The sequence below is a fragment of the Rossellomorea sp. YZS02 genome, assembly GCF_033963925.1.
Lineage (GTDB): Bacteria > Bacillota > Bacilli > Bacillales > Bacillaceae_B > Rossellomorea.
On the sequence record NZ_JAXBLY010000005.1, the window covers coordinates 64185 to 88862 of the forward strand.

The following is a 24678-nucleotide window of genomic DNA, read 5'->3' on the forward strand; positions in this document are numbered from 1 at the left end:
AACAACAAGTGAAAAAGTGGATTCTATTAGCAGCATTAGCACTAACCGTGAGCGTATTAGCGGCTTGTGGGGGAGAAGAGGCAAGCTCGGAAGATAAAAAAGAAGTAACCATCGGAGCGACATCCGGTCCATATAGCGACATGGTGACCAAGGCGATCAAGCCCGGTCTTGAAGAAAAAGGCTATACGGTGGAAGTGAAAGAATTCAGTGACTACATCCAGCCAAACAACGCACTTGCCCAGGGAGATCTGGATGCGAACCTGTTCCAGCATAAAATCTATATGGAAACCTTCGCGAAACAGCATAACATGGACTTATCCGAAGTCATCGTCGTACCAACGGCACCCATGGGAATCTATTCACAGAAGTTTGATTCGATTGAAGGCATCAAAGAAGGCAGTGCCATCGCCATCCCGAACGATCCAACGAATGCTGCACGTGCGTTCCAAATCTTAGAGGACGCCAAGCTGATCACATTAAAACCAGACACTGATCCATTGACGGTTTCCGAAAAAGATATTGAGGAAAACGTGAAAAATCTGCAATTTAAACCAATCGAAGCGGCACAGCTGCCAAGAGCCGTAGACAGTGTCGATCTATCAGCGGTGCCCGGAAACTACGCATTGGCAGCCGATATGGACCTGCTGGATGCCCTCCAGCTTGAAGACATGCCCGACCAATACCGCAACCGCGTCGTCGTCAACACAAAAGACGTCGACTCACAACTCGCCAAAGACATCAAAGCCGTCGTCGAAGCCGACCAATTCGAAAAAGTCATCGACAAAGAATTCAAAGGTTTTGGTAAGCCAGAGTGGATGGAGTAGAGGGATGGACCTCCAAAATCAAATTGATAGGGGAGTAACATTCCAGTTCGGGGGACGGACCTCAATTTTCGTCCGAATCCAACACATAAACGTGAGAGGGACGGGCTTCCGCATGAAAATGCGGAGGTCCGTCCCTCATTTATTATAGGCAACACTTTTTATGTTTTTTACCGCTACCACACGGGCATGGGTCGTTTCGTCCTACTTTTTCTCCTGTTTGGACGGGTTGTGTAACGAGGAGTGGTTGTTCGTCCAAAGAATGCTTTTCCACTTCTTCGATGAGGCTTCTCCACTGGGGAAGTTTCGGATGATCCATCCCGTTCATGACGCAGTTGACGTAAAGGGATTCTTCCAGGCACAGCATGTTTTCATCATAGCCTTCTTCTAGGAATGCTTCGATTTTTGGAATCGCGTCAGTTGATAGCTGCTGGCATAAATAATCCGCAATCAGTGTTTTGGCGGTGGCGTCATCTGACTGATCAAATAACCTTAACAACGCCTGTTCCGCTTCTTTCGTTTTAATTCTTCCCAGCACATCAAGGGTATAGAAATAAGTATTTCCATACAAAGCGACCTTTTCCACTTCTTGTACCACTTGCTCCGTCCCGATTTTCACCAGGGCATTGGCCACTTCCTCCAACAGCAAATCTTCTGCTTCCTCGTTTTTAAATAGATTCACCAATTGCGGGATTACGCTCTCCTCGCGGATTTCCCCAGCCATATATACGGTGTATATGATCTCAAAGCCGACTAGCTCATCTTCTTTAATCTGTACTTCCCAGCTTTTAATTTCGCCTTTCTTAACCAGCTCGTGAATGATCCTTTTACCATGGTCGAAATACACCTGGTCATACTCATTCGTAGCCAAGTAATACATGACATCTGCAAGCTTCATGAATAATTCCTCATCATTTAAAGCGGGAAGCTTCGCAATCTTTTTCAGTTGTCCTTCATCTAAAAAAGGTTTTACATCGTTACTGTACTCTATCAGCAATTCTGTATCGGCATTCGCTATTAATTGAATGTAGAAGAGTACGTCGGTATCCTTCTTGCTCAGGCCTTTTAACCGCTTGATGACCTCTTTCATCCCTTCCTCATTCAGTGGCATGTACATTAAGTAAGGAAGTACAGGCGAAGAGTATTCAGAAACCTGTCCGCGGTCATGAGCTTTCAAACCGGTTAAAAATGTATCACCATTAACCAAATAAGAACCTTCCAACATCTCAATCGCATATCTCTGCACAAACGGATCCTCACTCAAAAAATAAGGCTCGACCCTCTCAACAAAACGGTTCATCTAACCATCCTTTATCATAAGTATTTCCTTCAGTGTAATGGGTGGGAGGGGAAAAGGGAAGAGGGACGGACCTCAGTTATGTTAACTCAAGGAGTGATGGTTATGAATATATCAGGATTTCATAAGAAAACTGTGAGGTCCGTCCCTCAAAAATTTCCGTCGATTAAAAGGGTTTTCCAGGTTACTAGCGAATGTATATATTAACGGTATTATTAAGGAACTTTTCCTTAAATAATCATTCGACCGAAAAAGGAGTTTTTTCATGGAATTAAAGCAGCTTGTCCAATCAGTAGAGAATGAAGTCATTGAGTTGCGTAGACATCTACACCAGAACCCGGAGGTGAGTGGGGAAGAGTACGAAACATCCAAGACGATTCAACAAAAGCTTTCTGAAGCTGGAATATCCTATAAAACCGGCTACGCCAAAACGGGCATACTAGGCATCATAAAAGGGGATAAGCCAGGTGGAACAGTCGCTCTTAGAGCCGATATCGATGCCCTCCCGATTCAAGAGGAAAACGACATCCCCTACAAATCAACCATACAGAATAAAATGCATGCCTGCGGCCACGACGCCCATACAGCCATGCTTATCGGTACAGGAAAAGTCCTTAATCAGTTGAAGTCAGAACTAGTGGGTACTATCCTCCTTGTCTTCCAACCGGCAGAGGAGAACGCCCCGATTGGAGGCTCCCAGCAGATGATGGACGATGGGGTCTTTGATGAATTTGTTCCTGACGTCATTTTCGGACAGCATGTATGGCCGGATCTGCCTGTCGGAGAAGTCGGCGTTTTACATAACGAAATCATGGGAGCTTCTGACCGTTTCAAAATCAGTGTGAAAGGTTCCGGAGGACATGCAAGCATGCCCCATCAATCCAATGACGCCATCATCATCGCCAATAACCTGATCACCCAGCTCCAGACCATCGTGAGCAGGAACACCGATCCCATTGATTCCGCGGTCCTCACCATCGGGAAAATCGTGGGAGGCTACCGTTACAATGTCATCGCAGATGAAGTGACCCTTGAAGGAACGATCCGCACCTTCAAACCTGAAGTCAAAGAGATGGTGAAGAATCGTTTCTATTCCATCATAGAAGGGATAGGGAAAAGCTTCGATGCCCACATGACCATTGACTATTTAGACGGATATCCTGCAACGGTCAATACTCCTGAATGGGCAGACGAAGTACGAAACGCTGCCCGGAAGATCCTTGGAGAAAACGCGACCCCAGCCGTATCGCCATCACTGGGAGGGGAGGACTTCTCCCGTTTCCTCAAAAAGTATCCCGGAGCCTTCTACTGGCTTGGGACATCTGTCGAGGATGCAGAACCGCAATATCCCCTGCATGATCCACGTTTCAAATTGAATGAGAAAGCGTTGACTAAAGGGGTGGAAGTGATGGTCCAGCTCACACTGGATACTTTGCAGAAACTTAAAAAAGAGGAGTCTTCCCAATGAGTTCACTTGAACAGTTTATTAAAGAACTTGAACCGACTCTCACTACTTTCAGACGTACCTTCCATCAAAAGCCCGAACTCGGCTTTACTGAATATGTCACCACCTATCTCATTGGCAAGGAATTGGCCAATCTTGGTTTCACCCTGCACCTTGGAAAGGAGGCTTTATCATCTAAACACCGAATGGGGGTTCCGTCACAGGAATATTTATCCCTTCAAGAAGAGCATGCCCTGAAAGAAGGGGTTGAAGAGAGTTGGCTCCATCAAATGAAAGGCGGACATACGGGATTGGCCGCCACTTTTGACACAGGAAAGCCCGGACCTCACATGGCCTTCCGGTTTGATATCGACGCTTTGCCCATTAAGGAATCTTCTAATCCGGAGCATTTTCCCACAAGTGAGACATTCAACTCCCACCGGCAAAACGTCATGCATGCATGCGGACATGACGGCCACGCGGCCATCGGGATAGGCGTGGCAAGCTTTCTATCTGCATACAAAGACGAACTTCATGGCAGGTTCACCCTCCTATTCCAACCAGCGGAGGAAGGTGGACGGGGAGCCAAAGCAATGGTGAAGAGGGGGTGGCTCCTTAACGTCGATTATTTTGCCAGCGGTCATATCGGAATCCGGGATACAAAGCTTGGACGGGTATATGCGACAACGAATTCTTTTTTAGCTTCCTCGAAAATCAACGTCACGTATAAAGGGAAAGCCGCACACGCAGGCCTCGAGCCCGAGAAAGGCAAGAATGCTCTACTGGCTGCAGCTGCTGCCAGTCTTCACCTATACACCATTCCGCGCCATTCAGATGGGGCGACCAGAGTCAACGTCGGGAAGCTTGAAGCCGGAACAGGTCGAAACATCATCGCTGATGAAGCACAGCTTGAAATGGAAACGAGGGGAGAAACGACTGCGATCAATCAATATATGGTCAAGGAAGCCCGACGGATCCTCCAGGCATCAGGTGACCTTCATGGGGTGGAAACGAACATCGAGGTGGTCGGAGAGACGATGGAAGCCGAGTGCGACCATGAGTGGATCCAGTGGTTAACAGAAGTCGCAGAGGAAAGTCCTTATCTATCAGAAGTTCTTGATGCATTGCCTTTAAAGGCGTCAGAGGACGTGACCTATATGATCGACGAAGTACAGAAGCAGGGCGGAAGTGCAACGTTCATGGTGTTTGGAACCCCTTTAAAAAACGGACACCATCATGAAGAATTCGATTTTGATGAAGGGGTCCTGCAGGTTGCGGTCGATGCCTTCGCCCGCCTGATCCTAAAACAGTCGCATCTAAAAGAGGAGGGTATCAATTGAAAGAATGGCTGGATACAAATTTAAAAGCTTTAAATCTTGTCGATACGATGGAGCAGCCTGACGGATTTACAAGGTTGGGATATTCAAAGGAAGAGCTGGCTGCGATGGATGTCTTCCGTGAAGTGGCAGAGAATCTTGGATTATCAGTGCGGAAAGATCAAGCAGGGAACCTCTTTGCGAGATGGGAGGGGGGAAATCCCCGAGCCGTCCTGACAGGTTCCCATCTTGACACAGTTGAAAATGGAGGGGGCTATGACGGCCAAGCCGGGGTCCTCTGTAGCCTTGGAGCGGTTAAAGTACTGAAAGAACGGGGGTTCAAGCCTCATCGTTCCATAGAAGTAGTCTGCTTTGCCTCTGAAGAATCAGCCCGATTCGGAGTCTCGACTATAGGAAGTAAGAGTGTCGCAGGAATCCTTGATATATCGGTAGAAAACGTAAAAGACCGCCATGGGACCACCATTAGAGAAGCTGTGGAATCAACAGGGTTAGACTGGGGAACTATCGAAAAAGCTGAACGAACGGAAGACGACATCCATTCTTTCATTGAACTCCATATCGAACAGGGCACCCAAATCGAAGATCATGGAGCACAACTCGGAATCGTCCGCGGTGTGGCCTGCCCCATCCGGCTAAAAGTGAAAGTCGAGGGAATGGCCGGACATACGGGTACGACTCCCATGGGAAAAAGATCCGACGCCCTTGTGGTCCTTGCCCCGCTCATCACATTCGTATCAGAAGAGGCAGAAAAACTTTCCGGTGAATCACCAAAACCTCTCGTTGCAACCGTCAGCACTTTGGACGTAAAACCGAATGTCATGAATGTCATCCCCGGATATGCTGAAGCAGGCATCGATATCCGGTCCGTCGATGATTCCTTAAAACAGATCATGGCAGAAAAAATCATCGATCAATGCCGAAGCCTGGAGAATGAATTTAATGTTACAATCAAGGTGGAAACTCTTGTAGATAACCCTTCTATCCTTTTGGATGAAAAGCTGACCGCCAGGGTGAAGTCCGCCGGGGAGAGTCTCGGTTACAGAACCTTTGAAATGGACAGCGGGGCGGGGCATGATGTCATGAATATGGCTGCGAAATGGCCCTCCGCTTTAGTGTTCATTCCTTGTGAAAAAGGGATCAGTCATCATCCAAAGGAATATAGTTCGCTCGAAGACTTATATGCGGGAGTCGAAATTCTAGCTGAAGTATTGCAGCAAGAAGCAGGTGAATGATCATTGTTGATTAAAATTGGTGTCATCGGTCCGGACGATTCGATCAAGCGGATCAATCATGTAGCAACGTATTTTGACAGTATTGAACTTATGAACTTCCCTTACGATAAAGTAGATGAAATAGAGGACATCCTGGAGAGGAATCGCGGTCTTGTTGATCAATGGTTCTTCTCGGGACAGTCTCCTTTTTACTACGCCCTTGAAAAAGGCTGGATCACAGAAAAGGAAGGGAGCTTTCCCCCTTTGCACGGATCAAGTTTCTTCGGGGCCTTATTAGAGGCACAGATGAAGGAGCAACGACTATTCCATACTATCAGTATTGATACAATTTCAAAGGAGGAAATTCAAAAGGCCGTGGAATTTCACTCCTTTGATCAGCTTACAATCGCTAGCTACCCTTATGAAGGCTATAGAAGTGCCGCTGACCTTGTCGATTACCACCGTTCCCTATTTGAGAAAGGGGATATTGAAGCGGCGATCACATGTATCCAAAGCGTGCAAAAGCGCCTGACTGAAATGGGTATTCCATGCTACCGTGTCGTTCCGACGAATTTGTCCATCCGGATGATACTGCAATATTTACTCGAGCGGGCTCAGTCCAGGAAATACCGGAAATCCCAAATCGCCATCGTCGGAATCGAAGTGATCTATTCCACCCAAACCCTGGACGAATCCCATTTTTCTTATAAAATGAAGCATCAGGAGCTGGACCTTAAGCGGAACCTGTTAGACATTGCCCAGAAGATTAACGGATCCATGGTTCAATTGGGAGATGGGTTATTCTTTGTGTACACCACACGCGGTGAACTTGATCTTCATGAAAAAGAATCGATCTTCTCGACCATGACGCAGGAAGTGAAGGCTCATACGAATCTGGATATCCGGGTGGGGCTGGGATTCGGCGTCACCGTACTGGAAGCAGAGCATCATGTACGTCTGGCGTTTCAGCATGCGAGAAAACACGAATCTTCCATCGTAGTCAGTGTCAATGAGGATAAGACGGTGACGGAGATCCTTCCATCCACTGCGTCCGTAACCTACTCCCTGAACCACATTGGGGAGGAATGGAAGGAAGCCTTCAAAGACTCATCTGTCAGTTCGGCCATCGTCTCAAAGATCCTATCCCTTTCCCGCCATTATGAAAAAGAAGAAATCACGTCCCAGGACCTTTCACGTTGGCTGAAAAGCACGGAGCGGAACGGCCGGAGAATCCTGACTGAAATGGAACGGATCGGCATCGTAAGGATCAGCGGGGAAGAGCAAAGTGGAGGCAGAGGAAGACCAAGAAAATTGTATCAGTTTCAGTTATAAAGAAGAAGGTTGGAACAAAAGGGTTCCAGTTAAAGAAAAATCCGAACAAGTGATTTGATAAGAATCAAACTCGTTCGGATTTTTTGTGCTAAAGCTTAATCCATGTATTAAGCAGGTTCTAGCTGTTGATTGGAGTGCAAGACGAAGACTCCTGCGGGGAAAGCGGAATAGGTGAGACCCCGCAGGAGCGACAGCGACGAGGAGGCTCGCCTTCCGCCCGAGGAAAGCGTAGTCTTGCACGGAAATCAACAGCGGTGTTACACATAATCTTATTGTTCGTCTTTAGAGTATATAGATTTAGTTATGTCCCACCCCCTTTTATTACGAAAACTCCCGTAATCCGTAAATTAAAAATTTTCTAATAAATATTTAATTTTAAAGAGGAATTGAGCGTTTCATATCGAAATACTTATTAACGGAAGTAAAAAGGAATTATTCCTTAAAACATTAAACGAAGGAGTGACCTCATGACAAATCCAAATTTAGAGAGTAATCCACCTCAAAAGGAGAAGGGATTTCTTCGATTTTTAGGCGGGATTGAAAAGGTAGGGAATAAGCTTCCCGACCCATTTATGTTATTTGTGTACTTATCTGTTTTTATTGTCCTTTTTTCATGGTTTATTTCCAGTTTAGGAGTTACAGTGGTTCACCCGAAAAATGGGGAAGTGCTGCCCATCAAGAGCCTGGTTTCAGGGGAGGGACTGCAATACATCCTCACCTCCATGCTCGATAACTTCACCGGGTTCGCACCCCTTGGCCTGGTGCTCGCCATGATGCTCGGTATCGGGCTCGCTGAAAAAGTGGGATTACTTGAAACGGCCATAAAGAAAACGGTATTAAACGCTCCAAAGGGATTGATTACATACGCGGTCATCATGGTGGGGATCATGGGGAATCTTGCGTCAGATGCAGCGTTCGTCATCATTCCGCCACTCGCCGCCATGATTTTCTATACAGTGGGCAGGCATCCACTGGCAGGACTTGCCGCAGGCTTCTCGGGAGTCGGTGCCGGATTCACGGCAAACTTCATCATCACCGGAACCGACGCCTTGCTTGCAGGGATCTCAACAGAAGCGGCTAAAGCGTTCGAAGTCACCGTTACGCCGGTAGATAACTGGTACTTCATGATCACTTCAGTCGTATTCCTGACAGTCGTCGGGGCGTTTGTTACGGAAAAGATCGTGGAGCCACGACTGGGAACGTATAAAGGGAAAGTCGATAAAGTGTTAGAAGAAGAAAGTCCTTTAGAAGGAAAAGCGTTAAGGAATGCAACATTAGCAGGATTGGCATTTGTTCTGCTTTTGGTCGTCTCCATTGCCTGGCCAAACTCACCAATGCGAAATGAAGATGGCGGACTCATCCCATCTACCTTCCTATCGGGCATCATCCCTATCACTCTATTATTTTTCATTATCATCGGAGTCGCATATGGAGTGACAGTAAAGAAGATTCAATCAACAAGAGACATTCATAAATATATGACCGAAGCCATGAAAGACATGGGCGGCTATATCGTGCTGATCTTCGCTGCTGCGCAATTCATCGCCTACTTCGACTGGACCAATCTTGGAACATGGGTCGCGGTCAGCGGGGCAAACTTCCTGGAATCGATCAACATGACGGGGCTCGCAGGCATCATCGGATTTGTCCTGTTGACGGCATTGTTGAATCTACTGATCTTCAGTGGCTCCGCTCAGTGGGCACTGGAGGCACCAATCTTCATCCCGATGTTCGCAACACTCGGATATAATCCGGCGTTCGTTCAAGCAGCTTATCGCATCGCAGATTCATCGACGAATATCATTACGCCAATGAATCCATACATTATCGTCATCCTTGCGTTTATGAGGGAATACGATAAGAAAGCGGGACTCGGAACCTTGATTTCGCTTATGCTTCCTTATACGATTGCCTTCTTGTCAGTGTGGATCGTATTGCTACTGGCGTTTGCATTGTTGGGGATTCCGTTTGGACCTGGTGTGGGCGTTTATTTATAGGGTGAAAGTAAGAGGGACGGACCTCGAAAATCACTATAATTTCATGTGAGAAAGTGAAAGGGACGGGCATCCACAAGAAAAAGTGGAGGTCCGTCCCTCTATTATTAGTTTGCCGGTATGATATATGGTGATGCTATATATCCGTGAGCTCCTGTTTGAGGAGCTTTGACTGGGTACCAGACGTATCCGTTGTTTGTGTCGTATACGGGTGATGCCAGAATTATGAGACGGTCAGATGGTTTTAGAGGTATTAACTCCCCAATTGTATTAGGTGATTTTCGCAATCCTTTTCCTGAATATTGTACTTCATCGTTTGCATTATAGTAGTAATTGGATGATGTGAAATTACCTTTGAGTGAATAATTTTTCTTATTAAACTCAATGATATTATTCGTATCATCACCATAATGAAAGTCTTCACTTGTCATAGGGATGTTTTCGATTTTTGGAACAGTATCTTCATTGCTATGAATATTGGCGTATACCCTATCCTGATAAGATCCAAAGTTTCTATCACCCGTTTCTTTGTAGAATGGGCTATTTGCCGAAACGGTTCCATTGTATGCCATAATCGCAAAATACCAGCTTTCGAGATTCATAGGGTTGTGATCCCCTATTTTAGGTAGGGAACTAAGGTTGTATTTCTTCTTCAGGATTTCAATCCCTGCTCTAATGTTATAAGAAATATCATTCTTTAAGCGCTCAACGTCATAGCCTTCTGTACTTGTAACCTGCATGACTCCAATGCCTTTGCCGTCATGACCAATCAGTGTTTCCCCATTGTCTTTGAAATGAACCCACCCGCTCTCTTCAGTGGCAATTGCCTTCAAAACTTCTGGAGGAACGTTCGCATCTGATTGCAACGCAGCCTGAGTGAGCAAGCAGTTCATCACCTGATGGTTAGGATTTTTATGTGTAGAAGGATCATAACCGCAAGAGTCTATTGGAAGTGTGAAATCATCGCTAAGTGCACGTGCAAGAAAAGCTGAAAATTCTCCTCTAGTCAGTGCCTTATCCGGTTCGAAGAGATCGTCTGAATATCCCTGTCCGATCCCATGTCCTACAATTTGGCGAATTGCCCTGTAAGAGTTCTTACTAATTGATACATCAGTAAATTTGATCAATGCCTCATTTTCAAGCTTGAATGCCCGTGATATGAAATTGGCCATATCTCCACGTGTTACAGCTTGTCCAGGTGAAAACCTTCCGTCTTCTAAACCTAAAATAACACCTTTTTCATAGGCTGATTGAATAAAACCTGAACCTAAATTATTTTTGTCTACATCTGAAAAGATTGTATTTCTTGAAGTTCCATCATATTCAAGTGCTCTCCCAATCATAAGAGCAGCTTCTTGTCGCTTTACAACTTTCCCAGGTTTAAATTCACCATCGGAGAAACCTTGAATAACTCCCTTTTTTAATAAAAAGTCAATCTCCTCATAAAATCTATCGCCCTCTTTAATATCGGATAGCCCTTCAGCCTGCCCGATTCCACCACTACTAACAAATAGAACGCCTAATAATAATATACAAAACATTTTCTTCATATTATTCCCTCCTCAGTACTAGAATAATAGAGTTGGAAAACAAATGGAAGTAATTTCTATATGTTTACAGATAAAGTATAGTCTTTGTTTTTCCATAAATTGTCTGAAAGTGTCGATATTTTTGTTTTTAAATATATAGATAATTCTGACTAGTTAACTTATCATAGAATTATGGAAAAAATTATAAATGGTTAAGGGAGGGGAGAAACTTGCCAGTCTATTATATGAAAGAATTTTGGACACCCCTAAAGTTCTTTGGGATTAAATTCTTTAAAAGCGAAGAGAAAGTAATCTACATAAAAGTATTTCATACACCAAGAAAGCGGATTTTTGGATAAAAGTGAAATAATTAAAATGAACCGTCCGATAAAGGCAAATCCATTGAAAAGTGGTGGCGCAAAACTACAGGGGCTAAGGTCGATGAGACTATGTCTGCCAGTTACCGAATTCGGTTTGAGATAACGAAAGCCTAAATACATAGGTTTATTTTTTTTGTCTAAAAAAAATCCATAACAAAAAAAGAGAAGCCAGAGGGCTCCTCTTCTAAAATTAAATATCCAAATGTTTTTGAAGTGTTGTTTGGATAGATTGTAACTCTTCATCTGGGATAAGATAATAGTAGATTCCATTAATCTTTTCACCGTGTCCATCTTTTATTTGTATTTGTTCGATGTCTTTTGATGCATCTTTATAATGCTTTTGAATATCGACCATTTCATCAAACGTTAAATTGGTTTTGATATTGCTTCCCAACGCATCAAAAATATCGTCAAACTTCCATAGGCTTGAAACGCTTGCCCCTTTTTGAATGACTGCTTGTATGACTTCACGCTGTCTTAACTGGCGTCCGAAGTCTCCTCTGGGATCTTCGTATCTCATCCGTGAGAAAGCAAGTGCCTCGTCCCCGTCCAATGTAAGCTCTCCTTCAGGAAAGTCATATCCATCATAGCTGAACTTCAAATCATTCTGGACTGTCACATCTCCAACTGCGTCAACGATGTCCTGAAAACCTTCCATGTTGATCTTGACGAAGTAATCAATCGGGATATCCAGAAGATTCTCAACGGTATCCATTGACATTTCAACTCCACCAAATGCATAAGCATGGTTAATTTTATCTTCTGTTCCTTTCCCGACAATGGTAGTTAGAGTGTCGCGGGGAATACTGATCATTTTGACCGATTTTTCACTTGGGTTCACGGTTAAGACGATCATTGTATCAGAACGGCCAGAATCATTTTCACGCTCATCTACACCTAAAAGAAGAACAGAAAAAGGTTCTTTATTAGTGAATTCTACTTCTTTCGTACGTTTTGAGCTCATGTCCCGCTCAATGGGCGTATGGATTGTTTCCACTGCTTTGTTAAGTGAGTGATATATGCTGTAGGCATAAGCACCTCCACCTAATATGAACAAAAGAAGGATGATACCTACAACCTTTGTCCATTTTCTCTTTTTACGTACTGTTTTATGTTTATCACTTCTCAAAATTGATCCCCACTTTTAGCTGCTATTTTAATACAATAATAAATCATTCACGGTCTTTAGAAAATAGTCTATTTCATGAATCTATGATTATACTGGTTGGAAAATTTATAAGGGTAAAATAGATTTAGTCCAATTATACAGATAATTTTTGAACATGGGAAATTTACTTTTTAGAGGAGAGGGGAACGGGGGACTGGAAGTAGACTTTTTCGGATTACTTCCAGTGTCCCTTTTTATGATGTATTATACTGTGCGTCTGTGAAAGAGTTTTTCTTCCTTCGGACCTTTTACGTTTTTCTAAGGGTATGACACCATAGCCTATGGTGTTCAAATTTCTTCGTGGCTCTTTCCTTAATGTCTTGATTTAAGCAGGAAGTCATTGTGGCCAGGTAGTAAACGGAATTGAGAGTATGCCAATAATATAAGATTGAACGAATACATTTCATTGTTATTCCCCCTTTATCTCAGTGGGTTATCTTCGGGTGCATCATCGGTTTCACTTAATATAGTATAAAAAACCTAATTATAAAAATGGTTCATTTTACTCTGTTACCCTCTTTTAAACGATTTTTGACCCTATCATTCCACGTAAGAATCGAAATGGTAAAATTATATTCTTTTGGGCATATGATAGAACAATAGTACTGCAGATGATTCGTTATATTCCTTTGCTCTAATGGAGACAATGCTGTTAGAGGTGAAGTAAATGAGGATGATAGTGCTATTATTATTTGCTATTTTAATTTTCCTTTTGACGTGTACGGAGAATGTACATGAATTAATCTTATATCAGCAATTACATTTCCGAATTAAGCCACACCCTGATTTCCATACATTCCTGGCTTTTACAGGCTACTCTTTTAGTTCGCTTAACTATATCACGCAAAAAATAGGGCATGGCATATTCTTTTTCCTGTTCGCTGTGTTGTTAAGCCGTGTCATGCAAAATTCTATCAATGTTATTATTCTCTCTATCGGTTATGCCTTTGTTACAGAGATAGCGCAGTTATATTTTTCACGAACAGGATGTCTATTGGATGTTTTCTATGATTCTATAGGTGTGCTATTTTATTTTTTTGTACGAATCCTGCTTTTGAAAAAGGATTATTACCAGGTAGAATCATGAAGGGAAGGACCATGACAGCTCTAAAATGAAAACGCATACAAAATAATCAATAATTTACTCTAAATTTACACTATTATGACAAATCCTGTTGTATACTTGAAAATAGTGGCGAAAGTTCTACTTTTTTTTACTATGGACAGGAGGATGAGTATGAAAGGCAAAAAAATAAAGAAACAGATGTTAAGTGCAACCGTTGCTTCCAGCATGGCTTTAGGACTGTTTGCACCTCCATTATCTCAGCAAGTATCTGCTGCGGAGGAAGGATTTCAGGACCTGATCATTTCAGAATATATTGAAGGTTCCAGTTACAATAAGGCTATTGAGTTATACAACGGTACGGGTGCGGATATTGATCTATCAGAATACTCCTTAGAATTACATACAAATGGTGCAGAAACGACTAATGTATCACTGACTCTATCAGGAATATTGAGCGATGGGGATGTATTTGTAGTTGCAAGTAATAACGATAAAACATCTACGTCCATTCTTGATCATGCAGACTTAAGAAATGGTACAGTCATTAATTTTAATGGTAACGATCCTATTACATTAAAGAAAAATGACACCGTTATCGATTCAATCGGGCAGGTAGGATCCGATGTGAAATTTGGAGAGAATGTGACGCTGGTTCGCAAAGACACAGTGGTAAAAGGAGACACAGATATAACTGATAGTTTCGACCCTTCAATCGAATGGAATTCTTTTTCTCAAGATACCTTCGACTACCTCGGATCCCATCTATCTGGAGAAACTCCTACAGACCCGACCCCAGTAGAACTCACCAGCATAGCTGAAGCACGCACAGCCCCTAAAGGTACACCTGTAAAAGTCCAAGGCACAGCAACAGCAGCCTTCGAAGCAGGCGGACAAACCAACCTATTCATCCAGGATGATACAGCAGGCGTCATCATCCGGGGCAGCGGACTTACGGCACAACCAGGGGATGAGGTAATAGCTGAAGGTACGTTGGCCGACTATTATGGAATGCAACAAATTGAAGTATCAGCTTCAAACGTGGAAATCGCGACGAAAGACAAAGGAATTCCTTCACCAACATCTCTTATTTCAACAGATCTCTCAGCTGAAAATGGAGAACCACATGAAGGAACCTTCGTTGAATTCACAGATGTAACGATAGATTCAAAAGACAGCAACGGTAATTTCACTGCCACAGACGACATGGGCCAATTCGTCATTAAGCCAAGCGACAGCTCCCTCTTGGAAATCGGAAAAAAATACGAAATCCTTCGTGGAGTGATCGACTATAACTATAACGAATATAAGTTGGTACCACGAAATTCTTCAGACGTCATCGAAACAGCTTTTTCGGTAACGGCAAATCCTGAATCTGGATCTGTCACTGAAGGAACAAAGATCACTTTACAAACGGCAACAACAGACGGAGTCATCCACTTTACAACGGATGGAACAACTCCAACTGCTTCAAGCCCTGAATACACAGCACCGATCGAACTGACATCAAATACGACCATTAAAGCAGTGGTAACAAAAGATAACGAAACAAGTGAAATAGCTACCTTCACTTATAACATACTGAAATCGGCCGATGGTTTGAGTATTCATGATATCCAAGGAGACTCTCATACTTCTCCTTACGAAAGCATGAATGTTTCCAATGTACAAGGTATCGTCACAGCAAAAGCCGGCTCCAATGCATTCTATATGCAGGAAGAAACACCGGATGATAATGAGGCAACTTCTGAAGGTATCTACGTTTATGCAAAAGCAAATAACGTAAAGGTTGGAGATAAAGTAAATGTGTCAGGGCAAGTGAAAGAATGGAGAGAAGACGGCTATTCTGATGCTAAAGATCTTCTGACAACACAAATCACAGCATCGGCTGTATCGGTAGAATCTTCCGATAACACTGTTCCTGCGCCAATCGTGATTGGTAAGGATCGTATGCCACCTACAGAAGTGGTAGAAGATGATGAAATGATGACATTTGATCCAGAAACAGACGGTCTTGACTTCTATGAAAGTCTTGAGGGGATGTTGATTGAAATTCCGGATGCGACGATCACAGGCCCAGTAAAATATGATGAACTTCCTGTAATTGCAAGCACAAGCGAAGATCAGCTTCGCACAAGAGCAGGAGGAATATTAATATCTCCTGAAGATTATAACCCTGAGCGCATGTTAATTGACGTTGGTGGAATCAATATTAATGCGAAAACAGGAGATACTCTTAGTGGACCAGTCACTGGAAATGTAAGCTATGATTATAGCAATTTCAAAATCCGCCCGGCAGGAACCTTCCCTACAGTTGTCGATGGAGGAACTGAGCGTGAAGTGACAACCATTACTCCAGTGAATGAAGATTTAACGATTGCTTCTTACAATATTGAAAATTTCTATGCTGGAATTGACCCTGGCAAAGTTGAAAAGATTGCCCAATCCATTGTTAAAAATATGAAAACACCGGATATCATCGGACTTGTCGAAGTCCAGGATAATAACGGTCCAGATGATGATGGAACGACAGATGCAAGTGCATCCTACGAAACGATCATCAAAGCGATTGAAGAAGCCGGAGGTCCGACTTACGAATTCACTGATATTGCACCTGCTGATAAGACAGATGGAGGTCAACCAGGTGGGAATATTCGCGTTGGGTTCATTTACAATCCACAACGTGTTCAATTGACTGATAAAGCCAAAGGAGATGCTGTGACATCTGTTGGTGTGGATGAAAATGGACTAACTCAAAACCCAGGGCGCGTCGACCCGATGAATGAAGCATTTGATGATTCTCGTAAGCCTTTGGCAGCAGAATTCATGTTCAATGGGGAAAAAGTGATTGTGGTAGCAAACCATTTCAATTCCAAAGGGGGGGATGGAGCTTTATTTGGAGCTGATCACCCAGTTGTCCTTGGAAGTGAAGTACAACGGATTAAACAGGCGAAAATCATTAACGATTTTGTGACTAACGTAAACGATAAAGTTGAAGATGCAAATGTCGTTGTTCTAGGTGATCTGAACGACTTTGAATTCTCCAACCCACTCAAGACGCTTAAAGGTGATATTTTAACCGATATGATGGAAAAACTACCTGTAGAGCAGAGGTACTCTTATATTTATCAAGGAAACTCTCAAGTTCTTGATCATATTTTAGTAACCAATAATCTAGTAAACTCAACAATGATTGATAGCATTAATATCAACTCTGACTTTAGTGAAGAGGATGGACGTGCAAGTGACCATGATCCGGTACTTGCGAAAATTCATTTTGAAGATAATGGCGGTACCCCTACTGATCCAACCCCAACGGAACCAGAAGACGGGAAACTGACAATTGAACTGGATTCCTCAATGATTGTTTCTGGTGTTCAGAAGCTAAACGATGAGAAAGTGTCACAATTAGTGAAAAAATATAGCGGTGAATTTGAGCAAATCAGCTTTGAGTTAAGTGAGGATGCTCACGCTATAGAAGTTTCAACCAAGGTTCTTCAAGCATTGAAAGATAATATTGAAGCAACGGTCATTGAAGTAAAGACAGCATTTGGAACATACATGCTTCCGATCAATGAGCTAGATGTTCAGAATATCGAGAGCGCAAAAATTGTGGTTAAGAAAGTGACAGGAACTGAAATGGGGAACCTAAATGTTGTTTCTCCTGTCGTTGAATTTAAAGTGGTAGTGAACGATGGAGAAAAAGAAGTAGACCTGTCACACTTCGATCAATTTGTAAAACGCGGTCTTATGGCAGCCCAAGAAGTCGATCCAAGCAAAGCCGTTGCAGTGATGATCAAAGAAGATGGAACGATTAGAGCTGTTCCAACTTTATTTGAAGGTAAAAATGCTTTGATCATGAGTCAGACCAACAGTCGTTATGCAATCGTCCAAATGGACAAAACATTCAAAGATGTGAACGACGGAGTGAATTGGGCAGAGGAATACATTGAAACATTGGCTTCAAAACACATCATCTATGGGAAAACGTCAGAGTTTTATTCTCCTGATGCCGATATGACCCGTGGTGAATTTGCTGCTTTAATATCCAGAAGCTTAGGGCTAGTAGCGGATGCTCCTTATGCTGGTCAGTTTAAAGACGTTTCAGGAAACGAAGCGGTAAACAAAGATGGTGAATTGGTGGCAGCCTTAGAAGTGGGAATTATAAAAGGGAAGGAAGATGGAACCTTTAAACCATACGAAAAAATTTCCCGTGCGGAAGCAGCCATCATGATTGCGAGAGCCATGGACTTTGTCGGATATGATGAAGCTGATTTAGATACTGAAAAAGGATCTGAACAATATAAGGATTCAAAATACATGTCTAATGAAGCTCAAAAAGCCCTCAACCTGGCTACTCAGGCGGGTGTCATGAACGGTATGTCCGGTGGAGTATTTAAGCCGAATGATTATACGAAACGTGATCAAATGGCGAAAATCATTGCTGAAACGTTGAGATTCGTCAAGTTTATGAACTAAAATTTCATTGAGCCGAAGCATCCACTCTTTATGAGTGGATGCTTTTTTTCCTAATTATGTAACTTTCTATCCCTTTCATCGTCTAATGACATATAAAACTAAAAGGACTGAGTTTATGAAAAATCACTTAAAATATACTATCATGATCACGATGTTTCTATCATTAACGGCTTGTGGGACCGATACAACTGTTGATCGAAGTAATGGTGAAGATCAAACTCAATCCGCCATGCCAGAAAACGATTCAGGGTGGAAAACCATTGAAACTGTAAGTAAACGAAGCATCATTGCCAAACTTGAGCAAAGTGTTCAAGAAACACCCAAATGGAATCAAACTGTTCAAGGAATAAAAGAAGGGAAGGACTTTCAAAAAGGTCAATTTGGTAAACCCACTGATGAATTAGCGGAAGAGTTGGCTATTCAAACGGTTGTTGGGAAAGCGGTTATGCCTTTGTTGGAAGAAATTTATGGAGGATACCAAGGATTAGATGAAGCTGGAGTCGTCTTTTCAGAAAGTAAGAGCATGGGAGCTGAGCAATCAGGTTTCTGGATTGGTATTAAAAGACCGGATGACCGATTGGAAAAGGTCCTAACTGAAATGCAAAAAAAGGTAGATGCTGGAGAAATCAAAGCGAAGTACCTTTTTATTTTCTATACTCCTTATACGACAGCTGAGAATAATGCTCTAATGAATAAAGTAAATGAAAAAGTGAGAGCCATTGCAAAAAATCATGAGACACCGGATCGTTTAGCTGGTGAAGTATCGGTGGATACAGTTACCGGTAATATTCAAATCGGACATAACTTTCTCACTGAAGACCAGAAATCAAACTTGGTTGACTCTTTTCCAAACAGGAAGGTCGTCTTTCATCAACAAGGTCGACTTGTACCCAAAAAAGGTGAAAAGGAAACCACTTATCCCAAAGAAAAATACACAGATGAGCTTTCTAAGGATGGAGGATATGTCATGAGTCTGAGTGAGGAGGGTATGCTTCTTGTTTCTGCAAAGGCAAGTGATTATAGTGAAAATGGAGGAGTGAATGAATATTATTCAGCCACGCATTATAGCTTTCCGGATGCATCCAAAAAATTAAAAGTCGGGCAAAGGGTTAATGTAGAAGCATCCGGGCCGATTATGGAATCATACCCCGGGAAGGGAAAAGCGCTTTATGTGGATGTTCTTCCTGAATATAAACCGAGTCATGCTGATTTGACAGAATCAGAAGTAGTTCAGCTGGGCATTGAGAAAGCGAAGAGTGATAAAGATAAGCATATACTTGCTATCCGTGATATCTCTTACAATGAGGATGATGACCAGTGGCTCGTTGTATTCGTAAGAGATAAAGAAGTAATCGAGATTATCTTCCCCGATGAAGAAAAGTAGGAAACTTAATGGAAAGAGTCCATGGATTCAAACTCCACGAACTCTTTTGCCATTAATATAATCGCTTAAATCCATCAAACTTGGAACTCCAATATGAGCCACTCAAACTAGTAATCTCGACGCCGTTGTCCCCTGCGTGGATAAATTGATTATCACCTAAATAAATACCCAGGTGAGAGATGCCTTTTTTATAGGTATTCTCAAAGAATACTAAATCACCGGGTTTTGGACTGTCAACATAATAAGATCTACTGTAATATCCTTCACTTGAGTATCTTTTCAACGATTGGCCTGCCTGTTTATGGACGTAATAGATGAATCCACTGCAATCAAAGCCGGCAGGTGTTGTGCCTCCCCATAAATAAGGGGTACCGAGGAGCATTTTTGCCTGAGTGAGCACATCGGTACTGTTCTGAGAGCCAGTCCCAGGGGTAGGTGGATCAATAGAACTGCCTATTGAAAGAACCTGACCAGCCAAAATACGGTCACTAGTAAGGTTATTCCAGGTTTTTAAGTCATGTAATGAAACATTGAAACGATTGCCGATTGCTGATAGAGAATCTCCAGGCTGGACTGTATATTTTTTACTCTCTGTCGGATCCACGGGAACTGTGGGTTCCTCTTTCGGTGGGTTCCCATCGTTTCTGCCTGTTTTCAGCTGTTGGCCAATATAAATCGTATCATTTTTTAAGCCATTCAGATCTTTAATCTGTTGAATAGTCATACCGAATCTTACACTGATGTGTGACAAAGTATCTCCAGGAGTTACTGTGTATGTAGCGGTTTGTTGAGCAATTGGGCTGCTTGATTCATTTGTTTCGGGTGTTGATCTGTTGGATACTATCAACTTTTGTCCTGGGAAAATTAAATGACTTGTAAGGTTGTTGCGGTTCATCAGATCCGAAATTGAAAGAGAAAATAATTTAGCTATTTTTCCAAGAGTATCACCGGATTTAACTTCATATGATTTGGTTGATACAGTTCCAGAAGTAGGAAGATCTTCCTTAGGTTTGATTTGAGGCATAGAGCTTGTCTGAACAATTTTCAGAACTTGGTTTGGAAAAATAACATCTTTTGACAAGTTATTCAATGCTTTTAAATCGTTCACATTTGTATTGTATTTTTTTGAGATCGACCATAAAGATTCACCGGACTCGACTTTATGGGTGCTGGCGGAAGCATGTGCAATGAAACCGGAAGATAAAATTGCCGTTGTCGTCACTGTTACGATCGCTTTTTTCAATTTGTCTTTTCTCCTTTTCAGCATGGAATATTGGTTGATTCCGACATCTTTTATCATATAGTGGAAGATTATAGTATTAATTAGAATATATCATAAAATATTGTTGTGAAGTCTAAATTTTATGAAAGTTTTTGTGGGGAAAAGGGATTATGTTTTATGAAGTTAATCTGAATGTGAAGATTCAAAAGTTGGAGTTTTTGGGGGATGTCATAGTAGAGTGATAGATGAAACGCTGTGAGAGATCCATTATGTAATTTACTTTGAAAAGGTAATACAATGAAGTAGCCCCTGAAGGTAGCGTGGTATTTTATCATTTCAATTTTAGCAACCACGTACAAGAAAGACATTGGTTGGTGGTTTTTGGTTATATGTGCAGCGGTATTGCTTTTGGATGATGAAATGACAACGAGATAATTAAAAAGAATTGAATATAAAACTAAAAACGCTTGGAGTCTCCAAGCGTTTTATTATTATCCTGTAATGTCCAGTTGGCTTAGATCGTCGCTGTTTCCTTCTCACGCTCAATCACTGCCAAACGCTCTGCCACTTCTTCCTCTGTTAAACTATGCTCCACAATGTAGCGGTTCTCAGGGCTCTTGCGGCACTCATCAGAGCAGCTTCTCATATATTTATGCTCATTTTCTTCAGAGCAAAGAATTTTACGGTTACAAGGTGGGTGTGCGCAGTTTACGTAGCGTTCACAAGGTTCACCTGTGTAGAAATCTTTCCCTACGACAACGTGCTCAGTCTGGTTGACAGGAACACCGATACGCTCGTCGAACACATAAAGCTGACCATCCCACAGTTGACCTTTTACTTCAGGATCTTTACCGTAGGTTGCGATTCCACCGTGCAGCTGTGCCACATTCTCAAAGCCTTCTTTTACTAACCAGCCTGAGAATTTTTCACAGCGGATACCACCCGTGCAATACGTGATGATCTTTTTGCCTTCCAGTAAATCTTTATTGTCACGGACCCAGTTCGGAAGATCACGAAAGTTCTTGATATCCGGCTTCACAGCCCCTCTGAAGTGTCCTAGTTCATATTCATAATCGTTACGTGCATCAAGAAGAATCGTATCTTCCTGTTGGATTTGTTCAAAGAAATCCTTAGGTTCAAGGTATTCACCTGTAAGCTCATTTGGATTCACATCATCTTCAAGACGAAGAGTCACAAGCTCTGGACGGTGCTTGACTTTCAATTTCTTGAACGCATGCTCGTCTGCTTCGTCAATTTTGAACACAGTGTCCTTGAAATGAGGATCCTGTCTCATTGCTTCCATATAGGCATCCGTCTGCTCGATCGTTCCGGAGCATGTTCCGTTGATTCCTTCGGATGAAATCAGGATACGTCCCATCAGGCCAAGGTCCGAGCACATTTGTTTGTGCTGTGCAGTGACTTCCTCCGGATTCTCAATGTCAACATAGTTGTAATACAGTAGTACTCGATAATCTTTCATGTTTATTTCCACCTATCGATATATATTTGCAAGATATAATCTTAGGATTCAGTTCCTTATTACTCTTACGATGTACTATTATAACAAATTTTTATGAAATTGCATCATGTGTAGGGGATAAATGCTGGTGATTGTGAGGAAAAGGTGGTGGATATTGGGTTTCGTGGGGGATGGTTGTGGCGATAGTGGTGGGATATGAGCCTTATTCAGGATTTATCTGCCATTTTTCGGGTTTGCGTGCCATATTCCATTTTTATCTGCCAAAAATCCAATATACGTGCCATTGGCTATAACTCGACAAATTTAGCCGGTACTCAATAAGAGAATGTCCTACCACCAATTCATTAAATTTGTAAATATGGATAGTATTTGAAACAATGAATATAACAAATAATAAGGGGCTGTCACTACATATGGTCAAAAAAATCATGCTGCTTTGTTTCTTTGTCGCTCTCAGTCTAATGGCCGCAGGATGTCAGGAGAAACCTCAGCCTGATGACCGCCTGCAGACATACGTTGATCTTTGGAACAAAGAGAAATTTGATGAAATGTTTAAGGACTACATAACCTCCTCAACCAAAGATACCTACAAAAAAGAAGACTTCGTCACGAGATATAAAGACATCTATAAAGATCTGGAAGTAAAGGATGTGAAAATATCCTTTAAAAAGCCGGATCAAGAAGTGGACTGGGACAAAGAAACGAAAGCTAAATTCCCCATGACCATTTCGTTCAAAACTCTGGCCGGTGAAGTGTCGTATAAAAAAGATGTCACGTTAACCAAAGAAAAGAAGGATGACGATGAAAACTGGTTCGTGAAATGGGATCCTTCGTTTATCCTGCCTGAAATGGAAAAGGACGATAAGGTCGGTGTTGAGAGTATTTCGGCCAAGCGCGGGGAAATCCTGGACCGGAATCAGCAGCCTCTTGCGATCAACGGAGAAGCATTCGAGCTTGGGATTGTGCCGAAAGAGTTTAATGAAAATGACATGAGTAAGCTGTCATTCTTACTCGATTTATCACCAGAACAAATAAAGAGTAAGCTGGACGCAAGCTGGGTGAAGCCTGACTATTTTGTTCCTATTAAAAAAATTGCCTTAAAAGAGCGTCCTCTCGCTCTTGAAGTAATCGATTTGGACGGACTTTACTCTAAAAGGGTGTCGGCAAGGGAATATCCATATGGAGAAGCCACCGCTCATCTCACCGGCTACATCGGAAAGCTTACGGCAGAGAAATTGGAAAAGCTGAAAGACAAAGGCTATACCGCTCAGTCCTTGATGGGCTTAAGCGGTGCAGAGGAAGTATATGAAGATCAGCTGCGAGGCAAGAACGGACAGCGGGTTTATCTAAAGAAACAGGATTCAGAAGAAGCTGTAACCGTGGTCGAGCAACCTGTTCAGGATGGGAAGAACATTACGTTGACCATCGATGCCGAAATGCAAAAGAAAATATATGCTCAGATGAAGGATGAGGCAGGGACCGCGGCAGCCATCAATCCTCAAACGGGAGAGGCGTTGGCTCTTGTGAGCACACCCGCTTATGATCCGAATGAGTTCGTATTAGGGATGTCTTCTGAGGCATATAAACAATTGAACGAAGATCCGAAGAAGCCACTACGGAACCGATTTCCGCTTACCTATTCACCAGGATCGACCATGAAGGGCATCACCGCCTCCGTCGGACTAAAATCCGGCAAGCTGGACCCTAAGAAAATCTATGACATCAAAGGGAAGACGTGGAAAAAGGATGAGTCGTGGGGGAATTACAAAGTCGTCCGTGTCTTTGATAATGAAAGCAGGGTGGATTTAGAAAGCGCCCTTAAATTCTCGGATAACATCTATTTTGCCCGTGTTGGATTAGAGATGGGTTCGGACACCTTTATTTCCGGTTTGAAGGATTTCGGCTTTGGCGAAGAGATTCCGATGTCTTATCCGATCTATAAATCACAAGTCTCGAACGACGGCAGTATCTCTAAAGAAGTCCAGTTGGCCGATTCTGCTTTTGGTCAAGGTGAGGTACTGATGAGCATCGTTCACCTGGCAAGTGCTTACGGCGGCATCATCCATGATGGAACCATGATGGAACCGCGACTTCTGAAGGACAGAGAGCAAAAGGTGTGGAAGAAGGATTTGCTTTCGAAAGAACAAGCAGACATGATGAAGACGAATTTGAGGAAGGTCGTCACAGAAGGAATTGCCGGTAAGGCAAGCGTAGAGGGGAAAGCAATCGCAGGCAAGACCGGGACGGCAGAAATCAAGTCAGAGCAAGGGACAACCGGAACGGAAAATGGGCTGTTCGTTTCATATGACCAGAATGACCCGTCGATGGTTTTGGCCATGCTCCTTGAAGATGTGCAGGACGCCGGTGGCAGTACCCATACAGTCCAGGTGGCAAAGAAGTTTTACGATAGCTGGAAATAATGGCAGAGAGGGGCGGATGCTCCTCTCTTTTTGTCACTATGTTCCATGACGCTTTTCCCGACGATTCCGCTTTCAATCTGTGATATGATAGACAGAATGACCGACGTGGTTGAAATA

At 42.8% G+C, this 24678-nt stretch carries 15 protein-coding genes and 1 riboswitch; of the genes, 10 read left to right on the forward strand and 5 right to left on the reverse strand.

Annotation, left to right across the window (positions count from 1 at the left end; translation table 11 throughout):
• Window positions 1-8 precede the first annotated feature (8 nt).
• On the forward strand, window positions 9-824 hold the full coding sequence (locus SLH55_RS06655) for a MetQ/NlpA family ABC transporter substrate-binding protein (protein ID WP_320322977.1): 816 nt from the start codon (window positions 9-11) through the stop codon (window positions 822-824).
• 142 nt (window positions 825-966) lie between these two features.
• On the opposite strand, the gene SLH55_RS06660 is transcribed toward SLH55_RS06655, so the two are convergent.
• A complete protein-coding gene (locus SLH55_RS06660; protein WP_320322978.1) occupies window positions 967-2121 on the reverse strand; it encodes an SEC-C metal-binding domain-containing protein in 1155 nt (384 codons plus the stop codon).
• A 262-nt stretch (window positions 2122-2383) separates the two neighbouring features.
• On the opposite strand from SLH55_RS06660, the gene SLH55_RS06665 reads away from it, so the two are divergent.
• From SLH55_RS06665 to SLH55_RS06685, 5 genes are all read left to right on the forward strand, one after another.
• The gene (locus SLH55_RS06665; RefSeq protein ID WP_320322979.1) at window positions 2384-3586 is read left to right on the forward strand and encodes an amidohydrolase; all 1203 of its coding nucleotides are present in this window, start codon (window positions 2384-2386) and stop codon (window positions 3584-3586) included.
• On the forward strand, window positions 3583-4902 hold the full coding sequence (locus tag SLH55_RS06670; RefSeq protein ID WP_320322980.1) for an amidohydrolase: 1320 nt from the start codon (window positions 3583-3585) through the stop codon (window positions 4900-4902). The genes SLH55_RS06665 and SLH55_RS06670 overlap by 4 nt, the downstream gene beginning before the upstream one ends.
• Window positions 4899-6131: a M20 family metallo-hydrolase gene (locus SLH55_RS06675; RefSeq protein WP_320322981.1), complete on the forward strand. Its 1233-nt coding sequence runs from the start codon at window positions 4899-4901 to the stop codon at window positions 6129-6131. Before SLH55_RS06670 ends, SLH55_RS06675 begins: the two co-directional genes overlap by 4 nt.
• A 3-nt stretch (window positions 6132-6134) precedes the next feature.
• Window positions 6135-7442: a hypothetical protein gene (locus tag SLH55_RS06680; RefSeq protein WP_320322982.1), complete on the forward strand. Its 1308-nt coding sequence runs from the start codon at window positions 6135-6137 to the stop codon at window positions 7440-7442.
• Window positions 7443-7909: 467 nt separating this feature from the next.
• Window positions 7910-9439, forward strand: a complete 1530-nt coding sequence (locus SLH55_RS06685; RefSeq protein ID WP_320322983.1) for an AbgT family transporter — start codon at window positions 7910-7912, stop codon at window positions 9437-9439.
• 104 nt (window positions 9440-9543) lie between these two features.
• Here SLH55_RS06685 and SLH55_RS06690 read toward each other — a convergent pair whose 3' ends face one another.
• Both SLH55_RS06690 and SLH55_RS06695 read right to left on the reverse strand, forming a co-directional pair.
• Complete coding sequence (locus tag SLH55_RS06690) at window positions 9544-10986, reverse strand: S-layer homology domain-containing protein (RefSeq protein ID WP_320322984.1); 1443 nt, start codon at window positions 10984-10986, stop codon at window positions 9544-9546.
• Between the two features lie 361 nt (window positions 10987-11347).
• Window positions 11348-11433, forward strand: a riboswitch (cyclic di-GMP riboswitch).
• 102 nt (window positions 11434-11535) lie between these two features.
• Entirely contained in the window at window positions 11536-12474 is a 939-nt protein-coding gene (locus SLH55_RS06695) for a LytR family transcriptional regulator (RefSeq protein ID WP_320322985.1), read from the reverse strand.
• Window positions 12475-13186: 712 nt separating this feature from the next.
• Between SLH55_RS06695 and SLH55_RS23225 the strand changes: the two genes are divergently transcribed.
• From SLH55_RS23225 to SLH55_RS06705, 3 genes are all read left to right on the forward strand, one after another.
• A complete protein-coding gene (locus tag SLH55_RS23225; RefSeq protein ID WP_413787080.1) occupies window positions 13187-13600 on the forward strand; it encodes a VanZ family protein in 414 nt (137 codons plus the stop codon).
• A gap of 150 nt (window positions 13601-13750) precedes the next feature.
• The gene (locus SLH55_RS06700) at window positions 13751-18055 is read left to right on the forward strand and encodes an S-layer homology domain-containing protein (protein WP_320322986.1); all 4305 of its coding nucleotides are present in this window, start codon (window positions 13751-13753) and stop codon (window positions 18053-18055) included.
• A 115-nt stretch (window positions 18056-18170) separates the two neighbouring features.
• Window positions 18171-19439, forward strand: coding sequence for a DUF3221 domain-containing protein (locus SLH55_RS06705; protein ID WP_320322987.1), 1269 nt, complete (start codon window positions 18171-18173; stop codon window positions 19437-19439).
• Between the two features lie 52 nt (window positions 19440-19491).
• Here the strand turns inward: SLH55_RS06705 and SLH55_RS06710 are convergent, their stop codons facing one another.
• Both SLH55_RS06710 and SLH55_RS06715 read right to left on the reverse strand, forming a co-directional pair.
• Entirely contained in the window at window positions 19492-20682 is a 1191-nt protein-coding gene (locus SLH55_RS06710) for a LysM peptidoglycan-binding domain-containing protein (protein WP_320322988.1), read from the reverse strand.
• Between the two features lie 493 nt (window positions 20683-21175).
• On the reverse strand, window positions 21176-22141 hold the full coding sequence (locus tag SLH55_RS06715) for a rhodanese-related sulfurtransferase (RefSeq protein WP_320322989.1): 966 nt from the start codon (window positions 22139-22141) through the stop codon (window positions 21176-21178).
• Window positions 22142-22554: 413 nt separating this feature from the next.
• On the opposite strand from SLH55_RS06715, the gene SLH55_RS06720 reads away from it, so the two are divergent.
• Window positions 22555-24561 (forward strand): penicillin-binding transpeptidase domain-containing protein, encoded by a 2007-nt coding sequence (locus SLH55_RS06720; protein ID WP_320322990.1) that lies wholly within the window; start codon window positions 22555-22557, stop codon window positions 24559-24561.
• Window positions 24562-24678 lie beyond the last annotated feature (117 nt).

Coding starts and splice junctions, on each gene's coding strand:
- SLH55_RS06705 (WP_320322987.1), top strand. CDS start 18,171: ATGAAAAATCACTTAAAATATACTATCATGATCACGATGTTTCTATCA.
- SLH55_RS06715 (WP_320322989.1), bottom strand. CDS start 22,141: ATGAAAGATTATCGAGTACTACTGTATTACAACTATGTTGACATTGAG.
- SLH55_RS06665 (WP_320322979.1), top strand. CDS start 2,384: ATGGAATTAAAGCAGCTTGTCCAATCAGTAGAGAATGAAGTCATTGAG.
- SLH55_RS06685 (WP_320322983.1), top strand. CDS start 7,910: ATGACAAATCCAAATTTAGAGAGTAATCCACCTCAAAAGGAGAAGGGA.
- SLH55_RS06660 (WP_320322978.1), bottom strand. CDS start 2,121: ATGAACCGTTTTGTTGAGAGGGTCGAGCCTTATTTTTTGAGTGAGGAT.
- SLH55_RS23225 (WP_413787080.1), top strand. CDS start 13,187: ATGATAGTGCTATTATTATTTGCTATTTTAATTTTCCTTTTGACGTGT.
- SLH55_RS06690 (WP_320322984.1), bottom strand. CDS start 10,986: ATGAAGAAAATGTTTTGTATATTATTATTAGGCGTTCTATTTGTTAGT.
- SLH55_RS06700 (WP_320322986.1), top strand. CDS start 13,751: ATGAAAGGCAAAAAAATAAAGAAACAGATGTTAAGTGCAACCGTTGCT.
- SLH55_RS06670 (WP_320322980.1), top strand. CDS start 3,583: ATGAGTTCACTTGAACAGTTTATTAAAGAACTTGAACCGACTCTCACT.
- SLH55_RS06720 (WP_320322990.1), top strand. CDS start 22,555: ATGGTCAAAAAAATCATGCTGCTTTGTTTCTTTGTCGCTCTCAGTCTA.